The sequence below is a fragment of the Bradyrhizobium sp. SZCCT0153 genome (assembly GCF_018129995.1).
GTDB classification, from domain to species: domain Bacteria; phylum Pseudomonadota; class Alphaproteobacteria; order Rhizobiales; family Xanthobacteraceae; genus Bradyrhizobium; species Bradyrhizobium japonicum_G.
Window position 1 is genome coordinate 194311 of the sequence record NZ_JAFCKS010000003.1, and the last position, 17510, is coordinate 211820.

The window sequence follows — 17510 nt, forward strand, 5'->3', positions numbered from 1 at the left end:
GCGGATTTCCATGCTAGAGGCAACCGACTGCCGGAGACACCCATGAACGCGCCCACCGAACGTCCCGAAGCCAGCGTCGATCCCAAATTGCTGGAGATCCTGGTCTGCCCGCTGACCAAGGGCCCGCTGGAGTTCGATTCCGCGAAGCAGGAGCTGATCTCGCGCAGCGCCAAGCTCGCTTATCCGATCCGCGACGGCATCCCCATCATGCTGCCGGAAGAGGCGCGCAAGATCGATTGATCCGATAGCCCTCATGGTGAGGAGGCGCGGCAGCGCCGTCTCGAACCATGAAAACCCTATTCTCACCTCGGCCTTCATCCTTCGAGACGCGCGCAAGCGCGCTCCTCAGGATGAGGGGCCAAGGCTTGCGCGATTGCTACAGCGCCTCGCCCTTCAGCAACCGCGGTATCTCGCCGGTCAGACCCGCGGCCTGGCGGATGAAGAGATTCTTGAGCGGCGGAGCGCGGTCGACGAGGCCGAGGCCGATGTCGCGAACGGTGCGCAGCAGCGTCGACTGGTTGGAGAACAGGAAGTTCAGCGAGTTGGTGGCAACGCCCATCGCCATGGTGTCGAAGCGGCGCCAGCGCTGGTAGCGCTCGAGCACGTCCGCTGCGCCGAGATCCATGCCGAGCCGCGCAGAATCGACGACGACCTCGGCCAGCGCCGCGACGTCCTTCAGCCCCATGTTGAGGCCCTGGCCCGCAATGGGGTGGATGACGTGCGCGGAATCGCCGACCAGCGCGAGGCGCTCGGCGATGAAGGAGCGTGCGACGAAATAGGACAGCGGAAACGCGCGCGGCTTGTCGAGCGCCTTCACCTCGCCGAGATGCAGGCCAAAGCGCTGCTCGAGCTCGGCGTGAAATTCCTCCTCGCTCAATGCGACGATGCGCGCAGCTTCGCTGCGCCGCTCGGTCCAGACCAGCGAGGAGCGCTTGCCGGATAGCGGCAGGATCGCGAACGGGCCCGCGGGCAAGAAGTGCTCTTCGGCGCGGCCTTCGTGATCGCGCTCGTGGCCGACGGTGACGACGATGCCGGACTGGTCATATTCCCAGCCATGGGTGGCGATGCCGGCGCGCTCGCGCAGCTTCGACCTTGCACCATCGGCGGCTACCAGCAGGCTCGCGGCAATGACGCTGCCGTCGCCGAGCGTCACGTCGATGCCTTCGCTGCGCGAATCGTAGGACGACACGGTGGTCGCGCGCAGATCGATGCCCTCGGCCTCGGCGCGCACCACCAGCGCATCGATCAGGCGGCGGTTCTCGACCATATGCGCGAAGGGCTCGCCCGGCGCGACGTCGCCGGCGAAATTCAGGAACACCGGACGGGTGGCGTCCTCCAGCTTGGAATCGGTGACGACCATGTCGAGGATCGGCTGCGCCTCGCCCCGGACGTCGTCCCAGGCGCCGATCGCCTCGAACAGGCGGCGGCAGGCGGCCACGATTGCGGTCGCGCGCGGGTCCCGGCTCGGGCGCGTGCCGAGCGCCGGATCGGCGACGATGACGGGAATCTCGGGCCCGAGCCCCTGGCGCAGCGCCAGCGCAAGCGCGAGGCCCGCAAATGCGCCGCCGCCAATGACAATGCTACCCTGTACCGACATACCCAGTTCCCGGCTAACGCTTCGCCTTTTCTTGGTCTTGCTAGCAGACTTGAGGTGGGCGAAACAGTGCGGTGAAACAAGGGCGGAAGGCCCTATTGTGTCATTCCGGAGCAGCGAATCCGGGACGGCAAGGGGAAAGCTCAATTCCATGTCCAAAAGCCTGATCGACCTGATCTCGATTCTCGACCTCGAACAGCTCGAGGTGAATCTGTTTCGCGGCAACAGTCCGAAGACGAGCTGGCAGCGGGTGTTCGGCGGCCAGGTGATCGGGCAGGCGATGGTCGCGGCGTGCCGCACCGTCGAGGGCCGGCTGCCGCATTCGCTGCATTGCTATTTCATCCTGCCGGGCGATCCGCAGATCCCGATCATCTACCAGGTCGAGCGCCTGCGCGACGGCAAGAGCTACTCGACGCGCCGCGTCACCGCGATCCAGCACGGCAACGCGATCTTCTCGATCATGGTGTCGTTCCATGCCGAGGAGGAGAGCGCGTTCGATCATCAGGACAGGATGCCCGACGTGCCGCCGCCGGAAAAGCTGACGGCGGAGGAAATAGCGAAGCAGCCGATGTTCAAGGAGATGCCGGAGTTCATCCGCCGCTACTATGAATCCGACCGTCCGATCGAGCTGCGCCCGGTCGAGCTCGGCCGCTATTTCGGCCAGAAGATCGAGGACGGCCGCATTCATGTCTGGATCAAGACCGCGGCAACGCTGCCGGACGATCCGGCGCTGCACATGTGCGCGCTGGCCTATGCGTCGGACTTCTCGCTGCTCGATGCAATCATGGCGCGCTACGGCCGCACGCTGTTCGACAAGCGCATGATGCCGGCGAGCCTCGATCACGCGATGTGGTTTCACCGCCCGTTCCGCGCCGACGAATGGCTGCTCTACGCGCAGGATTCGCCGAGCGCGCGAAGCGGCCGCGGCTTGACCCGTGGCTCGATCTTCAAGCCCGACGGCACGCTCGTGGCCTCCGTCGCGCAGGAAGGCTCCGTGCGCGAGCGCAGATGATCAGAAGCCGCGAGCGGCAGCCCCGCGGTCGACGAGTCCGAATTGCGACACGTACCAGCGGCCGTACCAGCGCAGCATCCACGGAATCGGGATGATCAAGCTACAGGCCAGCGAGAACACCACCGTACGCCACAGGACCTGCCAGCCAGTGCCGTTGAACACGATCTCGCGCCGCGTGCCCTCGGTATTGCGGCAGATCCAGCGCATCCAGAACACCAGCACCCAGGCCCAGCCGATGATGGTGATGGTCGAGATGAGCATCAGCAGATACCAGCCGACATAGCCGATCGCACTACCCTGGAACGAGATCGGCAGCCGCTCGCCGTTGGAGGAGAGATTGGCCACGATCCAGCGGAGGATCACCCAGGCGAGGAAGGCATTGATCACCGTCGCAACGAGCGGCGCGTACGAAATGCCGGTGGCGCCGGCATAGGTCAGGAGCGCGTTGGCCATCAACGCCCACCAGATGTCCATCGGCTGACCCGCGAAATCGAAATTCGGGCGGCCCGGCACCTGAATGTGCGACGTTATATATTTGTAGAACCAGACCGCGACCCACGGCGCCGGAATGACCAGGATCATGCCGATGACGAACACGATGGCCCGCCCAAGCAGACCGAACACGCTGAAATCAGCCGTCAGCGGTCCTTCGCCACCGGCGCCACCATAACCAGCGCGCCCCATCATCGGCGGACCGCCGGTCGGCACCATCGGAGGCGCGCCGCCGCCGATCAGTCCGGGAATTTCGGCGGCCTTCTGCCAGCCGGCCATGCCCTCCGACCACACCAGCGTATCCGGGCGCACAATTCCTTGCGCGATCAAGTCGCGGAATTGCCCTTCCGGGTAAGGCCCCTGCTGCTTGCCCTCGGATGCGTAGAACCAACTCGCCATGAAGCGTCCCCCCAAACATACTTTTGTACCGGCCGGGACGCTTCGGTTCACCGCATCCATGCCAAAAATGCATTGTGGAGGATGAACGGATGCCCTGTACAGAGGCGGCCGTTCACATGGCCAAACGTTTTTCCGCTTCAATCTGCAAGTTTTTTATGCCATTTGCCCGGAAAGATGCCAGATTGACGCGGCGCCGGGGACATACGGCGCGGCGCATCCCGGGGAATAGGCCTGACCATGAAACTCGTCGTCGCGATCATCAAACCCTTCAAGCTCGATGAAGTCCGCCAGGCGCTGACCGCGATCGGCGTCCACGGCATGACCGTGACCGAGGTGAAGGGCTATGGCCGCCAGAAGGGTCATACCGAGATCTATCGCGGCGCCGAATATGTCGTGAACTTCCTGCCCAAGCTGCGGATCGAGATCGCGGTCGCCTCCGATGTCGCCGACAAGGCGGTCGCGGTGATCACCGCGACGGCACGCACCGGGCAAATCGGCGACGGCAAGATCTTCGTCACGCCGATCGATCACGCGCTGCGCATCCGCACCGGCGAAACCGACAGCGACGCGCTCTAACTCGAACTACTTCGATCGCACCGGGCAACGACGCCACAGCGTGCGACGCAATCAATATGCTGGGGGAAACGACATGGCGGGATTGTTGCGCCGCGCGGCCGTTATGGCTGCGCCGATCGGATTTGCGTCGGTCATTGCCGCACCTGCCCATGCCGCGGAGTTCCAGATCAACACCGCCGACACCGCCTGGATGATCGTCGCCACCGCGCTGGTGCTGATGATGACGATCCCGGGCCTCGCGCTGTTCTACTCCGGCATGGTGCGCAAGAAGAACGTGCTCGCCACCATGGCGCAGAGCCTCGCCGCGGTGACGATGATCTCGATTCTCTGGGTCGCGTTCGGCTATTCGCTGTGCTTCGTCGGCGACGGCCCGTGGATCGGCACGCTCGACCGCTGGTTCCTCGCCGGCATGACCATGGACAGCGTCAATCCGGCGGCGAAGACGATCCCGGAAGCACTGTTCATGCTCTACCAGATGACGTTTGCGATCATCACTGTGGCGCTGGTCGCGGGCTCGGTTGCCGACCGGATGCGCTTCTCCGCCTATCTGCTGTTCTCCGTCGCCTGGTTCATCTTCGTCTACATTCCGCTGGCGCATTGGGTGTGGGGCGGCGGCTTCCTCGCCAGCATGGGCGTGCTGGATTTCGCCGGCGGCCTCGTGGTGCATCTGTCGGCCGGCACCGCCGGCCTCGTCGCTGCCAAGGTGATGGGACGCCGTCATGGCTACGGCACCGAAAATCTCTCGCCGTTCGATCTGTCGCTCGCCGTGATGGGCACCGGCCTGTTGTGGGTCGGCTGGTTCGGCTTCAACGGCGGCTCGGCGGGTGCGGCCAATTCGCGCGCGGTGCTGGCGATCATCGCGACCCATCTCGCAGCCTGCTCCGGCGCGCTGACCTGGGGCGCGATCGAATGGTCGACGCGGCGCAAGCCTTCAGTGCTCGGCATGATCTCCGGCGCGGTGGCCGGCCTCGGCACCATTACACCGGCCTCGGGATTCGTGGCCCCCTGGCACGGCATCGTCATCGGCATGATCGCGGGCCTCGTCTGCTACTGGGCCTGCACCTGGCTGAAGCACCGCTTCGACTATGACGATTCGCTCGACGTGTTCGGCGTCCACGGCATCGGCGGGCTGACCGGCACCCTGCTGGCCGGCGTGTTCGCCACCAGCGCGATCGGCGGCACCGCCGGCCTGCTCGAAGGCCATCCGCAGCAGCTCCTGATCCAGCTCTATGGGGTCGCCGTCACTTTCGTCTGGTCGGCAGGCGTGAGCTTCCTCCTGTTGAGGCTGGTCGGCCTGTTCGTGCCCTTGCGCGTATCCCGCGAGCACGAGCTCGAGGGCCTCGATATTTCGCAGCACGGCGAGGCGCTGCAATAGGCTGCAAACCAGCAGCGCGAAGCGCTAGACAGCCTGAGATCGCTTCGGGCTTGCATGACACATAAGTGTATGCTTATGTCTCGTCATGATCGAGGCAGACATCTTCAAGGCGCTGGCCGACCCGACGCGCCGCAAGGTCTTCGAAAAGCTCGCTGGCGGAAGCCTGAATGCCAGCGCCTTGCGCGATGGATTGGAGATCAGCCAGCCGGCGATGTCGCAGCATCTCGCGGTGCTGCGTGCGGCAGGCCTGGTGCGTGAACAGCGGCAGGGCCGCTTTGTGAACTACGAGGTCGATCCGGACGGGATCGCCACCATCGGGACATGGCTTGCGCGCTACCGCGCCTACTGGCCGAAACGCATGGAAGCTCTCGCCGATCTCTTGAAGGACATGGATCAATAAGGATCTGGATCAATGAGCGACGCAGTGAAGCCTGATCACCCCGACGCAGACTTGGTGCTCGAGACAGACTTGGTCCTCGAATACGACCTCGATGCGCCGCCGGCAAAGGTCTGGCGCGCGGTGACCATTCCGGCCCTGCGCGAGCGCTGGCTGCCGGATTCCGACGTTGTGGGCATCGAGCCCGAATCATCGATCGTGGGCGAAGAGGTGCGCTACCGGCTTCGCGATTCCGAGCCGCCGTTTCGCGAAAGCCACGTCATCTTCCGGATCGAACCGAACGAAGCCGGCGGCACCCGCTTTCGCATCATCCAGCAAGCCTGCGACGACCATGCCAAGCTACCGCAGGCGGCCAACAGCAATCGCTGCATGATGCGCGCGGCGGCCTGACCACAAACAGACTTTCATCACCTGCAGAAATGGAGGTCGCCGATGCGCGACATGCTTCAGCTCGTCCCTATGGTCGTCGAACAATCCGCCCGCGGCGAACGATCCTTCGACATCTACTCGCGGCTCCTGCGCGAGCGCATCATCTTCCTCAACGGCGAGGTCAACGATGCGATGTCCGGACTGGTCTGCGCGCAGCTGCTGTTCCTGGAGGCGGAGAATCCGAACAGGCCGATCAATCTCTACATCAATTCCTATGGCGGCGTGGTCACCAGCGGATTGGCGATGTACGACACCATGCAGTTCATCAAGGCGCCGGTCCATACGCTGTGCATGGGGACCGCGCGCTCCATGGGCTCGTTCCTGCTGATGGCCGGCGAACCCGGTCACCGCGCCGCGCTGCCCAATGCAAGCCTTCACGTGCATCAGCCGCTCGGCGGCTACCAGGGCCAGGCGTCCGACATCCTGATCCACGCCACCGAAATGCAGGAAACCAAGCGGCGCCTGATCCGGCTCTATGCGCAGCATTGCCGGCGCCCCGAGGAGGAGGTGGAACGGACCCTGGACCGCGACCACTTCATGACCGCGCAGCAAGGGGTCGAATGGGGACTGATCGACAGGGTTTTTGCCGAGCGCGACGCCGCCTGACGGGTCCAGCAATGGCCCTCAGCCGGATACCGGCTGAGCCTCGTTCCGCTCAAGCTGAACGAACGGTGTCGCGCATCTCGTGAGCAGAGACGCGGACGATCTCGGTATTTCGCGTCACGCCGAGGTACCGCTCCATATTCAGATACCATTCGACTGCCCGACACATGAGCAACAATGTGACGACAGCCTGTCGTGCCTGTTTTTTGACCAGGCATGACCACGGATTGAGCGCGACGTAATAGCGCACTGCACCGCAATACCCGCCAAACGCGAAAATGCCCGTTTTCATAGTCCGTTAGGCAACGCGCCCGATCTGGCACGGCATTTGATTCTAAGGGTCTCGGCTGTGCCCGCGTAGTGAACTTCTCCGTGGCGAACCAGTCGAGAAACGCCCGGCCACGTCCGGACCGGGCCCAAGCGGGGATAGGACCCATGAAAATTGTTATGGCGATTATCAAGCCATTCAAGCTGGAAGAAGTCCGTGACGCCCTGACCGCCATCGGCGTTCACGGTCTCACGGTGACGGAAGTCAAGGGATATGGCCGCCAGAAGGGCCATACGGAAATCTATCGCGGCGCCGAATATGCCGTGAGCTTCCTGCCCAAGATCAAGATCGAGGTGGCTGTCGCCTCCGACCAGGTCGACAAGACCATCGACGCCATCACGTCCGCCGCGAAAACCGGACAGATCGGCGACGGCAAGATCTTCGTCATCAATCTCGACCATGCGGTTCGCATCCGCACCGGCGAGGCCGATGCCGCGGCCCTCTGATTTCGCGCTCAACCTTATCCAATCAGGAGTGAATAAAATGACGTTCAAGCGTCCCTATGGCGCGGGATTGGCGGCTCTCGCAGTCGGCCTGTTCGCTGCGACCGCAGCCTATGCCGAGCCAACGGTCAACAAGGGAGATAACGCCTGGATGCTGACATCGACAGTGCTCGTGCTGTTGATGACGATCCCCGGCCTCGCGCTGTTCTACGGCGGCCTCGTCCGTTCCAAGAACATGCTCTCCGTCCTGATGCAGGTGTTCTACACCGTCTGCGTCGTCACCGTGATCTGGGCCGTGTACGGCTACAGCCTCGCCTTCACCGGCGGCTCCGACTTCATCGGCGGCTTCTCCAAGGCCTTCATGATGGGCGTCACCACCGATTCGAAGGCTGCGACCTTCTCGGTCGACGCCAACATCTCGGAGCTCATCTACATGTGCTTCCAGATGACCTTCGCGGCGATCACGCCCGCCCTCATCGTCGGCGCCTTCGCCGAGCGCATGAAGTTCTCGGCGATCGCTCTCTTCATCCCGCTCTGGGTCACGCTGATCTACTTCCCGATCGCGCACATGGTCTGGTACTGGCCCGGCCCGGACATGATCCAGGACGCTGCCAAGGCTCTGGCTGCTGCCACTGACGCTGCAGCGAAGACCGCGGCGCAGGCCAAGCTCGACGAGATCAACGCCGACGCCGGCTGGATCTTCAAGAAGGGCGCGATCGACTTCGCGGGCGGCACGGTGGTGCACATCAACGCCGGCATCGCAGGTCTCGTCGGCGCTCTCCTGATCGGCAAGCGCACCGGCTACGGCAAGGAGCTGATGGCTCCGCACTCGCTGACCATGTCGATGATCGGCGCCTCGCTGCTCTGGGTCGGCTGGTTCGGCTTCAACGCCGGCTCCAACCTCGAAGCCAACGGCGGCGCAGCCCTCGCCATGACCAACTCCTTCGTCGCCACCGCAGCCGCCGCGCTGTCGTGGATGTTCGCGGAGTGGATCATCAAGGGTCATCCGTCGGTACTCGGCGTCATCTCCGGCGCAGTCGCGGGCCTCGTGGCCGTCACGCCTGCCGCCGGCTTCTCCGGCGTGATGGGTGCGATCGTCCTCGGCCTCGTTGTCGGCGTGGTCTGCCTGTTCTTCTGCACCGTCGTGAAGAACGCGCTCGGCTACGACGACTCCCTCGATGTGTTCGGCGTGCACTGCGTCGGCGGCATCATCGGCGCCCTCGGCACCGGCATCCTGGTCAACCCGGCTCTCGGCGGCGCGGGCATCATCGACTACACCGCGATCCCGCCGAAGGTTGCCGATTACGACTTCACGGCGCAGATGATCTCCCAGATCGAGGCCGTCTGCACCACGCTGGTGTGGTCGGGCGTCGGTTCGGCGATCCTCTACAAGGTCGTCGATGTGATCGTTGGCCTCCGCGCCAATGTCGAGACCGAGCGTGAAGGCCTCGACATCACCGAGCACACCGAGCGCGCCTACAACATGTAAGTCTCCTCCCGGGCGCGGCCTCCTCGGGGGTCGCACCCACAACTACGGTTTGGGGCACATACCCGGCAATGTCCCGACCGTTGAGGGGCTCCAGCGCAAGTTGGAGCCCCTTTCTTTTTGGAACGGGCGCAAAAGAAAAGGATTGCCATTCCGCCCCGACGGCGCAGAAATATCGACCACAAGAACAACAATCGGGAGGTCGTCATGCGTTTGGAAGGCGGATGCTATTGCGGTGAAGTGCGCTATGTCGCCGAGGGCGATCCGATGATGCAGGCGCAGTGTCATTGCCGCGAGTGCCAGTACATCTCGGGCGGGGCGCCCAACACCTTCATCGCGATGCCGGCGGCGAGTTTCAGCTACATCACCGGACAACCCAAGCAGTTCACGCGCAAGGACCTCGAGCGCGCAGTGACGCGCGAGTTCTGCGCCGAGTGCGGCACCCATCTGGTCACCAAGGTTCCAGGCCTGCCCGCCGCGATCGTGAAGGTCGGCACCCTGGACGAGCCCGCGCAGTTCCATCCGCAGATGGCGATCTACACCTGCGACAAGCAGGAGTTTCACGCGATCCCCGCCGGCATGGCGACATTCGAGAAGCTGCCGGGGCACTGAAGGTCGAATCGAGCCCGGAAAACGGTGTGCTCCCTCTCCCGCAAGCGGGGGAGGTTGGAACAGCCGCGCATCCCGTTGTTATCCGGCCTCATTATTCCTGCTCTGGACGGAGCCGGCGACCGATGGTTAATCGCGTCTTAACCTCGCCCTATCTATGGTGAACTGAACCGCTTCCCGCCGGCGCCTTGGTGCGACCGGCTGTTCCAAGAGTGCTGGCGTCCAGAATGGCTATGATCGCTTCATCCCGTGCGCCGCTGGAAGGTGGAAGCTCCGATAGCGAACGCTCTCCCTTCGTCCGGCTGAACGAGCTGCTGGCCCCCCATCAGCCGGGTAAGCCCTTGATTAGCCTCGCCGTCGGCGAGCCGCAGCATCCCGTGCCTGACTTCGTCGGCCCGGTCCTTGCCAAGCACATCGCCGATTTCGGCCGTTACCCCGCGAACAAGGGCACGGACCCGTTCCGCAAGGCCGCCTGCGCCTGGCTGTCGTCGCGCTTCAAGCTGCCGCGGCCGCTCGACCCCGAGAACGAGATTCTCGTCCTCAATGGCAGCCGCGAGGGGCTGTTCCTCGCCGCGATCGCGGCGGTCCGCTACGTCGGCCCGCGCCCCGGCAAGCCCGCCATCCTGATGCCGAACCCGTTCTATCCGGTCTATGGCGCCGGCGCCGGCGCAGCCGGCTGCGAGCCGGTCTATCTGCCGACCACGGCCGAGAACGGCTTCCTGCCCGATCTCGACGCCATCGACGAGGCGACCCTGGCGCGCACGGTGGCGTTCTATCTGGCCTCGCCTGCCAATCCGCAGGGCTCGGTCGCCAAGCCCGACTATTTCCGGCGGTTGAAGCAGCTCGCCGACCGCTACGGCTTCGTGATCCTCAGCGACGAGTGCTATTCCGAGATCTACACCCGCGAGGCACCGGGCAGCGCGCTGGAATGCGCCGGCCCCGACTTCACGCGCGTGGTTGCGTTCCAGTCGCTGTCGAAGCGCTCCAACCTGCCCGGCCTGCGGGTCGGCTTCGCCGCCGGCGACAAGAGATTCATCGGAATGTTTCTCGAGCTGCGCAACATCGCTGCGCCGCAGGTGCCGGTGCCGCTCCAGCATGTCGCAACCGTCGCCTATGGCGACGAGGCGCATGTCGAGGAGAACCGCAGGCTCTACCGGATCAAGTTCGATCTCGCCGACCAGATCATCGGCAATCGTTACGGCTATCGCCGGCCCGACGCCGGCTTCTGCGTCTGGCTCAACACGTCAGAGCTCGGCGACGACGTGTCGGTGTGTCTGAAACTCTTCACGCAAGCAGGCGTGCGCGTGGTGCCCGGCAGCTATCTGGCGCGGCTCCAGCCCGACGGCTTCAATCCCGGCGCAGGCTACATTCGCCTCGCGCTGGTGCAGGATGGCGAGACCACGGCGCAGGCGCTGCACCGGCTGGTCGAGACTCTGGGTTAGGCGGGCCCATGAGCATGTCGGCAATCGAACGAGTCATTCCACTGGTCGGCCATCTGCCGGCGTCGATCCGCGAGGGGCTGGCGCGGCGCGCGCGCGAGCTCGCGGGTCTCGGCCTGATCGTGCTGTCGGGCATCGCCTCGGCTGCGCTGATGACCTGGTCGGTGCAGGATCCCAGCCTCAGCCACGCGACCTCGCGCCCGATCCGCAACATTCTCGGCTATGCCGGCGCGATCGGCGCCGACCTCGCGATGCAGATCCTCGGACTCGGCGCGATCATGCTGGTGCTGACGGTCGCGGTCTGGGGCTGGCGCATGCTGACCCATCGGCCGTTCGATCGCGAGGCGCTGCGGATCGGTTCGTGGATTCTCTGCACGGTGATCGCGGCAGGCTTCGTCAGCTGCTGGCCGCATGGCGGCGCATGGCCGCTGCCGACCGGCCTCGGCGGTGTCGTCGGCGACGCGCTGGTGCGCGCGCCCGCGGTGATTTTCGGGCCGCCGGGCACGATCTACCGCATGGTGCTGGGCGCGATCCTGTTCGCCGCGATGGCTGCGACCTTCCTGATGGCCTGCGGCCTTGGCGCACGCGCGCATGACGACCACCTCACGGAGATCGAGGACGACGACAAGCCGCTCGACGAGGACGAGGAGAGCGACCGCGGCTCGGTGTCGCTGGGCTGGCTGTTCCACGCGTTGATGAGCACCAAGGCGCGGCTGATCTGGCTGCTTGGCGCCGCTTACCGCTCGCTGGTCTCAAGCGGGCCGAAGACCAGGGCCGTTTCGTTCAGCCGCCAGGAGCCAAATCTCGGCGGCAGCGGCCGCACAGCACCGCCAATCTCGCCGCAGTCCGCAAACGAGGATGACGAGGACGAGCCCGAAGACGAGGACGAGGAGGAGGAAGAGGAGGAGCCGGCCGCGCGCGCCCCGCGCAAGAAGGCTGTACCGAAGGCCGCTTCCAGGAAATCCTCCGACAAGTTCGAGCTTCCGTCCGTCTCCGTGCTGGCCGCGCCGAAGGCCGGCGATCGCCAGCCGCTCAGCAAGGCCGAGCTGGAAGCCAATTCGCGCTCGCTCGAAGGCGTGCTCCAGGACTTCGGCGTGCGCGGCGAGATCGTGAAGGCCAATCCGGGTCCCGTGGTCACGCTGTACGAGCTGGAGCCGGCGCCCGGCATCAAATCATCGCGCGTGATCGGACTTTCCGACGACATCGCCCGCTCGATGAGCGCGCTGTCGGCGCGCGTCGCCGTCGTGCCCGGCCGCAACGCCATCGGCATCGAGCTGCCGAACGCGCATCGCGAGAAGGTGTATCTGCGCGAGCTTCTGGTCGCCAAGGAGACCGTCGACACGGTTGCGAAGCTGCCGCTCTGCCTCGGCAAGACCATCGGCGGCGACCCCGTCATCATCGACCTCGCGCGCACACCGCACATGCTGATCGCCGGTACCACCGGCTCCGGCAAGTCGGTCGCCATCAACACCATGATCCTGAGCCTGGTCTACCGGCTGCGGCCCGACCAGTGCCGACTGATCATGGTCGATCCGAAGATGCTCGAACTCTCCGTCTATGACGGCATTCCCCATCTGCTCACGCCCGTCGTGACCGACCCGAAGAAGGCGGTGGTCGCGCTGAAATGGGCCGTGCGCGAGATGGAAGAGCGCTACAAGAACATGGCCAAGCTCGGCGTGCGCAACATCGACGGCTACAACACGCGCCTGCTCGAATTGAAGGCAAAGGGCGAGGAGCCGACGCGCACGGTGCACACCGGCTTCGACAAGGAGACCGGCAAGGCGATCTACGAGGAAGAAAAGCTCTCGCTCGACCCGCTGCCCTACATCGTCATCATCGTCGACGAAATGGCCGACCTGATGATGGTCGCCGGCAAGGACATCGAAGGCGCGGTGCAGCGTCTCGCGCAGATGGCGCGCGCCGCCGGCCTGCACGTGATCCTCGCGACGCAACGTCCGTCGGTCGACGTCATCACCGGCACCATCAAGGCGAACTTTCCGACCCGCATCGCCTTTCAGGTCACCTCCAAGATCGACAGCCGCACCATTCTCGGCGAGATGGGCGCCGAGCAGCTGCTCGGCCAGGGCGACATGCTCTACATGGCCGGCGGCGGCCGCATCAGCCGCGTGCACGGCCCGTTCGCGTCGGACGAGGAAGTCGAGAAGGTGGTGCGTCACCTCAAGACGCAGGGTCAGCCGGAATATCTCGAAGCTGTCACCGCCGAAGAGCCGACCGAGGACGAGGATGGTGGCGCCGTGTTCGACGCCAGCGGTATGGGCGCGGATGGCGGCGGCGATCTGTTCCAGCAGGCCGTTGCGATCGTCAAACGCGACCGCAAGGCCTCGACCAGCTACATCCAGCGCCGCCTGCAGATCGGCTACAACCGCGCCGCATCGCTGATGGAGCGCATGGAACTGGAAGGCATCGTCGGACCCGCCAACCACGCCGGCAAGCGCGAGATTCTGGTCGAGGAAGAAGACAGCCACATGTGAGGCGAACGGCCTCAAAACGTGATCTCACACAAAATCGATATCTGCTTTTGCCCGAAACCACGGTAAAAGGGCGCCCAGCCATACAGGACGACGCGTTGATCAGACCTCCGGACATACGATTCGCTGCCACCATCGCCGCGCGAAGCGCGCGCGTGGCCGGCGTGCTTCTCGTCGCCGCCGCGATGGTGACCACGGCATCGTTCGCGCAGAACGTTCCCGTGCCGAAGCCCGCGCCGAAGGGCCGCGACAATGCTCCGCCCTCGGGGGGGCCATCGATTACCGGGGCGACCCAGACGCCGCCGAACCCGGTGATCCCGGATCCACGCCGCAACGTGCCGAGCAGCATCTTCCAGACCTTCGATGCCAACCAGAAGGCGCAGGCTGCCAAGGTCAGCGCCTATCTGTCCTCGGTCTCGACGCTGGTCGGGAATTTCGTCCAGGTCGGTCCCGACGGCAGCAAGACGCAAGGCGACTTCTACATTCAGAAGCCCGGCAAGATGCGCGTCGAGTATGATGCGCCGAGCCCGATCGACATCGTCGCCGACGGATCGTCGGTCGTGGTGCGCGACCGCAAGCTGGCGACGCAAGACGTCTATCCGCTGTCGCAGACGCCGCTACGTTTCCTGCTGTCGGACCGGATCGACCTTATGAAGGACACCAACGTCGTCAACGTGACGGCGGACGATCTCTTCATCAGCGTCACCATCGAGGAGAGGCAGGCGGTCGTCGGCACCAGCCGACTGCTGCTCATGCTCGGCGCCAAGGACGGCCAGCTCAAGCAATGGACCGTGACCGACCCGCAGGGCTACGACACCACTTTTGCGGTCTATAATCTCGACACCAGCAAGAAGCTCGATCCCAACATGTTCAAGATCGACTTCACAAATTACAGCGTCCCGTCGCCGGGATAGGTGCCGCAGGGTGGGCAAAGCGAAGCGTGCTCACCATTCAATCCAGCCCCGGAAAAGACGGTGGGCACGTCGCTTTGCGCCTTTGCCCACCCTACGATGGCTTGCTAAGACGCACTCCTCATGCGTCTTTCCCTGACAAGCTGGAACATCAATTCGGTGCGGCTGCGCATCGAACTGGTCGCGAAGTTTCTGAAGAGCGCACGGCCGGACGTGCTGTGCCTCCAGGAGACCAAATGCATCGACGATGCCTTTCCGCTGAAGCGCTTCAAGCGGCTCGGCTATGAGCACGTCGCGCTGAACGGGCAGAAGGGCTATCACGGCGTCGCCATCGTCTCGAAGATTCCGTTCGAATCGAAGGACATCCGCACCTTCTGCGACAAGGTGGATTCGCGCCACATCTCCGTGTCCTTCGGGGCGCAGGCCGGCATCGCAAAGCCGCTGGTGCTGCATAATTTCTACGTTCCCGCCGGCGGCGACATTCCCGATCCCGCGCTGAACGAGAAATTCGACCACAAGCTCCGCTTCCTCGACGAGATGAAAGCGTGCGAGCCGCTGCATCCGCGCGGCGAGGACCGCCACATCCTGGTTGGCGATCTCAACGTCGCCCCGCACGAGAACGATGTGTGGTCGCACAAGCAGCTTCTGAAAGTGGTCTCGCACACGCCGATCGAAACCGAGAAGCTCAAGGCGGCGCTCGAAGCCGGCGAGTGGGTCGACGTTGCGCGCGATCGCATCCCGATGTCGGAGAAGGTCTACACGTGGTGGAGCTACCGCTCCGCCGACTGGACCGTCGGCGACCGCGGCCGCAGGCTCGACCACATCTGGGTCTCGCGTGCGCTGAAGGACGCGGTCAGTGATTTCAACATCCTGCGCGACGCGCGCAGCTGGGAGCGTCCGTCGGACCATGTGCCGGTGACGGTGACGCTGGAGGTGTGATTTCGGCAGGCCGGTCACCCGCTCAGGACGTCAGCTTCGCACCCGCCATCAGGATATCGCTGGCGATCTGGCTGGAGCGGACCGCGAATTCGTCGCGCAGGCGCACCGCGGCGGCAGGGTCGCTCTCGAGCACGCGCTGGAACAGGCTGCGCGCGACGCGGATGACGGAGGCGTGCTCGATCGCGATCGCGCTCGACGGCCGCTTCATCGGCACCACCAGCGCAAGCTCGCCGATCAGCGCACCGGGACCAGCGATCATCTCCGCGCCGGCGCCATCGTCAACCCGGAAAGCGCCGCGCTGGACCACGAAGCCGGCATCGGCGTCGTCACCGAGATTGAACAGGATGTCGCCGCGGACGAAGTCGCGCTGCTCGGAGCCGATTGCCAGCATGCGCAACGAAGCCTCTCCCAACAGGCGCAGTGTCGGGACACGCTCGAGAAGCGCTACATCGTCGTCGATTGACATTCAGGTCCGAGGCTCGAGGGCACGCAATCTAAAACGATTCGCATGCCCCTGAAGCGTATCACGGCACCAGCTTGTAGCCACCGGCTTCCGTGACCAGGATCTCCGGGTTGGCGGCGTCCTTCTCGATCTTCTGGCGGAGGCGGTAGATGTGGGTTTCCAGCGTGTGGGTGGTGACGCCGGAATTGTAGCCCCAGACCTCCTGGAGCAGGGTCTCGCGCGAGACCGGCATCTGGCCGGCCCGGTAGAGGAAACGGAGGATGGCGGTTTCCTTCTCGGTCAGCCGGACCTTGCGCGCGTTGGCGGCGGTCAGCATCTTGGAGCCGGGACGGAAGGAGTAGGGGCCGACCGAGAACACCGCGTCCTCGCTGGCCTCGTGCTGGCGGAGCTGGGCCCGGATGCGAGCCAGCAGCACGGCAAAGCGGAAGGGCTTTGCGACATAGTCGTTGGCGCCGGATTCCAGCCCCAAAATCGTGTCGGAATCGGTATCATGCCCGGTGAGCATGATGATCGGGGCCTTGAAGCCGCCCTTGCGCAGCGAACGGACAACCTCACGGCCGTCAGTATCGGGCAGGCCAACATCCATCAGGACGAGATCGGGGGCATTGGCCTTCGCGGCGCTCGCGCCCTTGGCGCCGGTATCGACGGCGGAGGCTTCAAATTCTTCGTGCAGCGATAATTGCTCCACCAACGTATCGCGCAGATCGGTATCGTCATCCACGATCAGGATCTTGCGGGCATTGGCCATAGGGGGTCATCCTTTTGGGGCCGGCTCGGCGCGCATCCAATGCTGCACCCAGCCGCGAGGGAAGTTTAGGGGGTCGCCGTTATTATTGTTGTTCGTGTTGAAGTAGTGGGCTGTTACCGATTCACAAGCCAGAACCACTCTAACCCAGAATAACAGGGCGGTCTGATGAATGTCCTGTAATGAATTCGACATCGCATGTTTACATGAAAAGCAAAGTCGCTTCAGCTAGTTACACCATGCCCAGACGTGCCGGGCCATTATCTGCGATCCGCGTTAAGCCTGCAGCGGGGAATCCGCGCCGGGGCTGGCTGACCGTGGGGGCGCTGACCATTCCGGTCGCGCTGGGGCGGGGCGGCATTCTGGCGAACAAACGCGAGGGCGATGGCGGCACCCCGAGGGGCAGCTTCCGTCCCAGGCAATTGTGGTGGCGGGGCGACCGGCACAGTCGCCCGCAGACGTTTTTGCCGGCCCGGATCATCACCGGCGAGGACGCCTGGTGCGAGGACCCCATGGACCGCCACTACAATCAGGGGATCCGGCTCGGCGAAGGGCAGGGCGGCGACCGTCTCAAGCGGGCCGACCATCTCTATGACTTCATCATCGAAATCGACCACAACACGAGGCCGCGCATCGCCGGCCGCGGCAGCGCGGTGTTCCTGCATCTGGCCCGCGACAATTTCGGCCCGACCGCGGGCTGCGTCTCGATGACGAAGGCGGCGATGCTGCAATTGCTGCGGCGGCTGGGACCAAAAACAAGAATCATCATCGGGTGAGGACG

The 17510-nt window shown here is 64.5% G+C and carries 19 protein-coding genes; 15 read left to right on the plus strand and 4 right to left on the minus strand.

Annotated elements, in window-relative coordinates:
• Nucleotides 1–42: 42 nt before the first annotated feature.
• Nucleotides 43–240, plus strand: a complete 198-nt coding sequence (locus tag JQ572_RS14615; RefSeq protein WP_007598651.1) for a Trm112 family protein — start codon at nt 43–45, stop codon at nt 238–240.
• A gap of 136 nt (nt 241–376) precedes the next feature.
• On the opposite strand, the gene JQ572_RS14620 is transcribed toward JQ572_RS14615, so the two are convergent.
• Nucleotides 377–1597: a ubiquinone biosynthesis hydroxylase gene (locus JQ572_RS14620; protein WP_211383740.1), complete on the minus strand. Its 1221-nt coding sequence runs from the start codon at nt 1595–1597 to the stop codon at nt 377–379.
• Nucleotides 1598–1745: 148 nt separating this feature from the next.
• On the opposite strand from JQ572_RS14620, the gene tesB reads away from it, so the two are divergent.
• Entirely contained in the window at nt 1746–2606 is an 861-nt protein-coding gene (gene tesB, locus JQ572_RS14625) for an acyl-CoA thioesterase II (protein ID WP_211383741.1), read from the plus strand.
• Here the strand turns inward: tesB and JQ572_RS14630 are convergent, their stop codons facing one another.
• Nucleotides 2607–3497 (minus strand): DUF4339 domain-containing protein, encoded by an 891-nt coding sequence (locus JQ572_RS14630; protein ID WP_211383742.1) that lies wholly within the window; start codon nt 3495–3497, stop codon nt 2607–2609. It lies immediately after the preceding gene.
• 237 nt (nt 3498–3734) lie between these two features.
• On the opposite strand from JQ572_RS14630, the gene JQ572_RS14635 reads away from it, so the two are divergent.
• The 12 genes from JQ572_RS14635 to xth all read left to right on the plus strand — a co-directional run bounded on the left by JQ572_RS14635 (nt 3735) and on the right by xth (nt 15521).
• Nucleotides 3735–4073: a P-II family nitrogen regulator gene (locus JQ572_RS14635; RefSeq protein ID WP_008142802.1), complete on the plus strand. Its 339-nt coding sequence runs from the start codon at nt 3735–3737 to the stop codon at nt 4071–4073.
• 73 nt (nt 4074–4146) lie between these two features.
• Nucleotides 4147–5448, plus strand: a complete 1302-nt coding sequence (locus tag JQ572_RS14640) for an ammonium transporter (protein WP_211383743.1) — start codon at nt 4147–4149, stop codon at nt 5446–5448.
• An 85-nt stretch (nt 5449–5533) separates the two neighbouring features.
• The gene (locus tag JQ572_RS14645) at nt 5534–5848 is read left to right on the plus strand and encodes an ArsR/SmtB family transcription factor (RefSeq protein WP_211383744.1); all 315 of its coding nucleotides are present in this window, start codon (nt 5534–5536) and stop codon (nt 5846–5848) included.
• A 12-nt stretch (nt 5849–5860) separates the two neighbouring features.
• Nucleotides 5861–6235: an SRPBCC family protein gene (locus tag JQ572_RS14650; RefSeq protein WP_211383745.1), complete on the plus strand. Its 375-nt coding sequence runs from the start codon at nt 5861–5863 to the stop codon at nt 6233–6235.
• A 42-nt stretch (nt 6236–6277) separates the two neighbouring features.
• A complete protein-coding gene (locus JQ572_RS14655; RefSeq protein ID WP_211383746.1) occupies nt 6278–6880 on the plus strand; it encodes an ATP-dependent Clp protease proteolytic subunit in 603 nt (200 codons plus the stop codon).
• Nucleotides 6881–7312: 432 nt separating this feature from the next.
• Complete coding sequence (locus tag JQ572_RS14660) at nt 7313–7651, plus strand: P-II family nitrogen regulator (protein WP_008142813.1); 339 nt, start codon at nt 7313–7315, stop codon at nt 7649–7651.
• Between the two features lie 37 nt (nt 7652–7688).
• Nucleotides 7689–9137 carry an ammonium transporter gene (locus JQ572_RS14665; protein WP_211383747.1) on the plus strand — a complete coding sequence of 483 codons (1449 nt, stop codon included), beginning with the start codon at nt 7689–7691 and terminating at the stop codon, nt 9135–9137.
• A 204-nt stretch (nt 9138–9341) separates the two neighbouring features.
• Nucleotides 9342–9746: a GFA family protein gene (locus JQ572_RS14670; protein WP_211383748.1), complete on the plus strand. Its 405-nt coding sequence runs from the start codon at nt 9342–9344 to the stop codon at nt 9744–9746.
• A 224-nt stretch (nt 9747–9970) separates the two neighbouring features.
• A complete protein-coding gene (locus JQ572_RS14675; RefSeq protein ID WP_211383749.1) occupies nt 9971–11185 on the plus strand; it encodes an aminotransferase class I/II-fold pyridoxal phosphate-dependent enzyme in 1215 nt (404 codons plus the stop codon).
• An 8-nt stretch (nt 11186–11193) separates the two neighbouring features.
• Entirely contained in the window at nt 11194–13674 is a 2481-nt protein-coding gene (locus tag JQ572_RS14680; RefSeq protein WP_211383750.1) for a DNA translocase FtsK, read from the plus strand.
• Nucleotides 13675–13826: 152 nt separating this feature from the next.
• Nucleotides 13827–14585: an outer membrane lipoprotein carrier protein LolA gene (locus tag JQ572_RS14685; protein ID WP_211383751.1), complete on the plus strand. Its 759-nt coding sequence runs from the start codon at nt 13827–13829 to the stop codon at nt 14583–14585.
• Between the two features lie 120 nt (nt 14586–14705).
• Entirely contained in the window at nt 14706–15521 is an 816-nt protein-coding gene (gene xth / locus JQ572_RS14690) for an exodeoxyribonuclease III (RefSeq protein ID WP_211383752.1), read from the plus strand.
• Between the two features lie 22 nt (nt 15522–15543).
• On the opposite strand, the gene JQ572_RS14695 is transcribed toward xth, so the two are convergent.
• Together JQ572_RS14695 and JQ572_RS14700 are read right to left on the minus strand one after the other, a co-directional pair.
• On the minus strand, nt 15544–15987 hold the full coding sequence (locus JQ572_RS14695) for a cyclic nucleotide-binding domain-containing protein (protein ID WP_211383753.1): 444 nt from the start codon (nt 15985–15987) through the stop codon (nt 15544–15546).
• Nucleotides 15988–16045: 58 nt separating this feature from the next.
• Nucleotides 16046–16732: a response regulator transcription factor gene (locus JQ572_RS14700; protein WP_007598630.1), complete on the minus strand. Its 687-nt coding sequence runs from the start codon at nt 16730–16732 to the stop codon at nt 16046–16048.
• 203 nt (nt 16733–16935) lie between these two features.
• Between JQ572_RS14700 and JQ572_RS14705 the strand changes: the two genes are divergently transcribed.
• Nucleotides 16936–17505, plus strand: coding sequence for a L,D-transpeptidase family protein (locus JQ572_RS14705; RefSeq protein ID WP_211384210.1), 570 nt, complete (start codon nt 16936–16938; stop codon nt 17503–17505).
• The last annotated feature ends 5 nt before the right edge of the window (nt 17506–17510 follow it).

What these genes read in the sequence shown, in the direction of transcription:
- JQ572_RS14615 (WP_007598651.1), top strand. Translation starts at nt 43, where the DNA reads ATGAACGCGCCCACCGAACGTCCCGAAGCCAGCGTCGATCCCAAATTG.
- JQ572_RS14620 (WP_211383740.1), bottom strand. Translation starts at nt 1,597, where the DNA reads ATGTCGGTACAGGGTAGCATTGTCATTGGCGGCGGCGCATTTGCGGGC.
- tesB (WP_211383741.1), top strand. Translation starts at nt 1,746, where the DNA reads ATGTCCAAAAGCCTGATCGACCTGATCTCGATTCTCGACCTCGAACAG.
- JQ572_RS14630 (WP_211383742.1), bottom strand. Translation starts at nt 3,497, where the DNA reads ATGGCGAGTTGGTTCTACGCATCCGAGGGCAAGCAGCAGGGGCCTTAC.
- JQ572_RS14635 (WP_008142802.1), top strand. Translation starts at nt 3,735, where the DNA reads ATGAAACTCGTCGTCGCGATCATCAAACCCTTCAAGCTCGATGAAGTC.
- JQ572_RS14640 (WP_211383743.1), top strand. Translation starts at nt 4,147, where the DNA reads ATGGCGGGATTGTTGCGCCGCGCGGCCGTTATGGCTGCGCCGATCGGA.
- JQ572_RS14645 (WP_211383744.1), top strand. Translation starts at nt 5,534, where the DNA reads ATGATCGAGGCAGACATCTTCAAGGCGCTGGCCGACCCGACGCGCCGC.
- JQ572_RS14650 (WP_211383745.1), top strand. Translation starts at nt 5,861, where the DNA reads ATGAGCGACGCAGTGAAGCCTGATCACCCCGACGCAGACTTGGTGCTC.
- JQ572_RS14655 (WP_211383746.1), top strand. Translation starts at nt 6,278, where the DNA reads ATGCGCGACATGCTTCAGCTCGTCCCTATGGTCGTCGAACAATCCGCC.
- JQ572_RS14660 (WP_008142813.1), top strand. Translation starts at nt 7,313, where the DNA reads ATGAAAATTGTTATGGCGATTATCAAGCCATTCAAGCTGGAAGAAGTC.
- JQ572_RS14665 (WP_211383747.1), top strand. Translation starts at nt 7,689, where the DNA reads ATGACGTTCAAGCGTCCCTATGGCGCGGGATTGGCGGCTCTCGCAGTC.
- JQ572_RS14670 (WP_211383748.1), top strand. Translation starts at nt 9,342, where the DNA reads ATGCGTTTGGAAGGCGGATGCTATTGCGGTGAAGTGCGCTATGTCGCC.
- JQ572_RS14675 (WP_211383749.1), top strand. Translation starts at nt 9,971, where the DNA reads ATGGCTATGATCGCTTCATCCCGTGCGCCGCTGGAAGGTGGAAGCTCC.
- JQ572_RS14680 (WP_211383750.1), top strand. Translation starts at nt 11,194, where the DNA reads ATGAGCATGTCGGCAATCGAACGAGTCATTCCACTGGTCGGCCATCTG.
- xth (WP_211383752.1), top strand. Translation starts at nt 14,706, where the DNA reads ATGCGTCTTTCCCTGACAAGCTGGAACATCAATTCGGTGCGGCTGCGC.
- JQ572_RS14695 (WP_211383753.1), bottom strand. Translation starts at nt 15,987, where the DNA reads ATGTCAATCGACGACGATGTAGCGCTTCTCGAGCGTGTCCCGACACTG.
- JQ572_RS14700 (WP_007598630.1), bottom strand. Translation starts at nt 16,732, where the DNA reads ATGGCCAATGCCCGCAAGATCCTGATCGTGGATGACGATACCGATCTG.
- JQ572_RS14705 (WP_211384210.1), top strand. Translation starts at nt 16,936, where the DNA reads ATGAAAAGCAAAGTCGCTTCAGCTAGTTACACCATGCCCAGACGTGCC.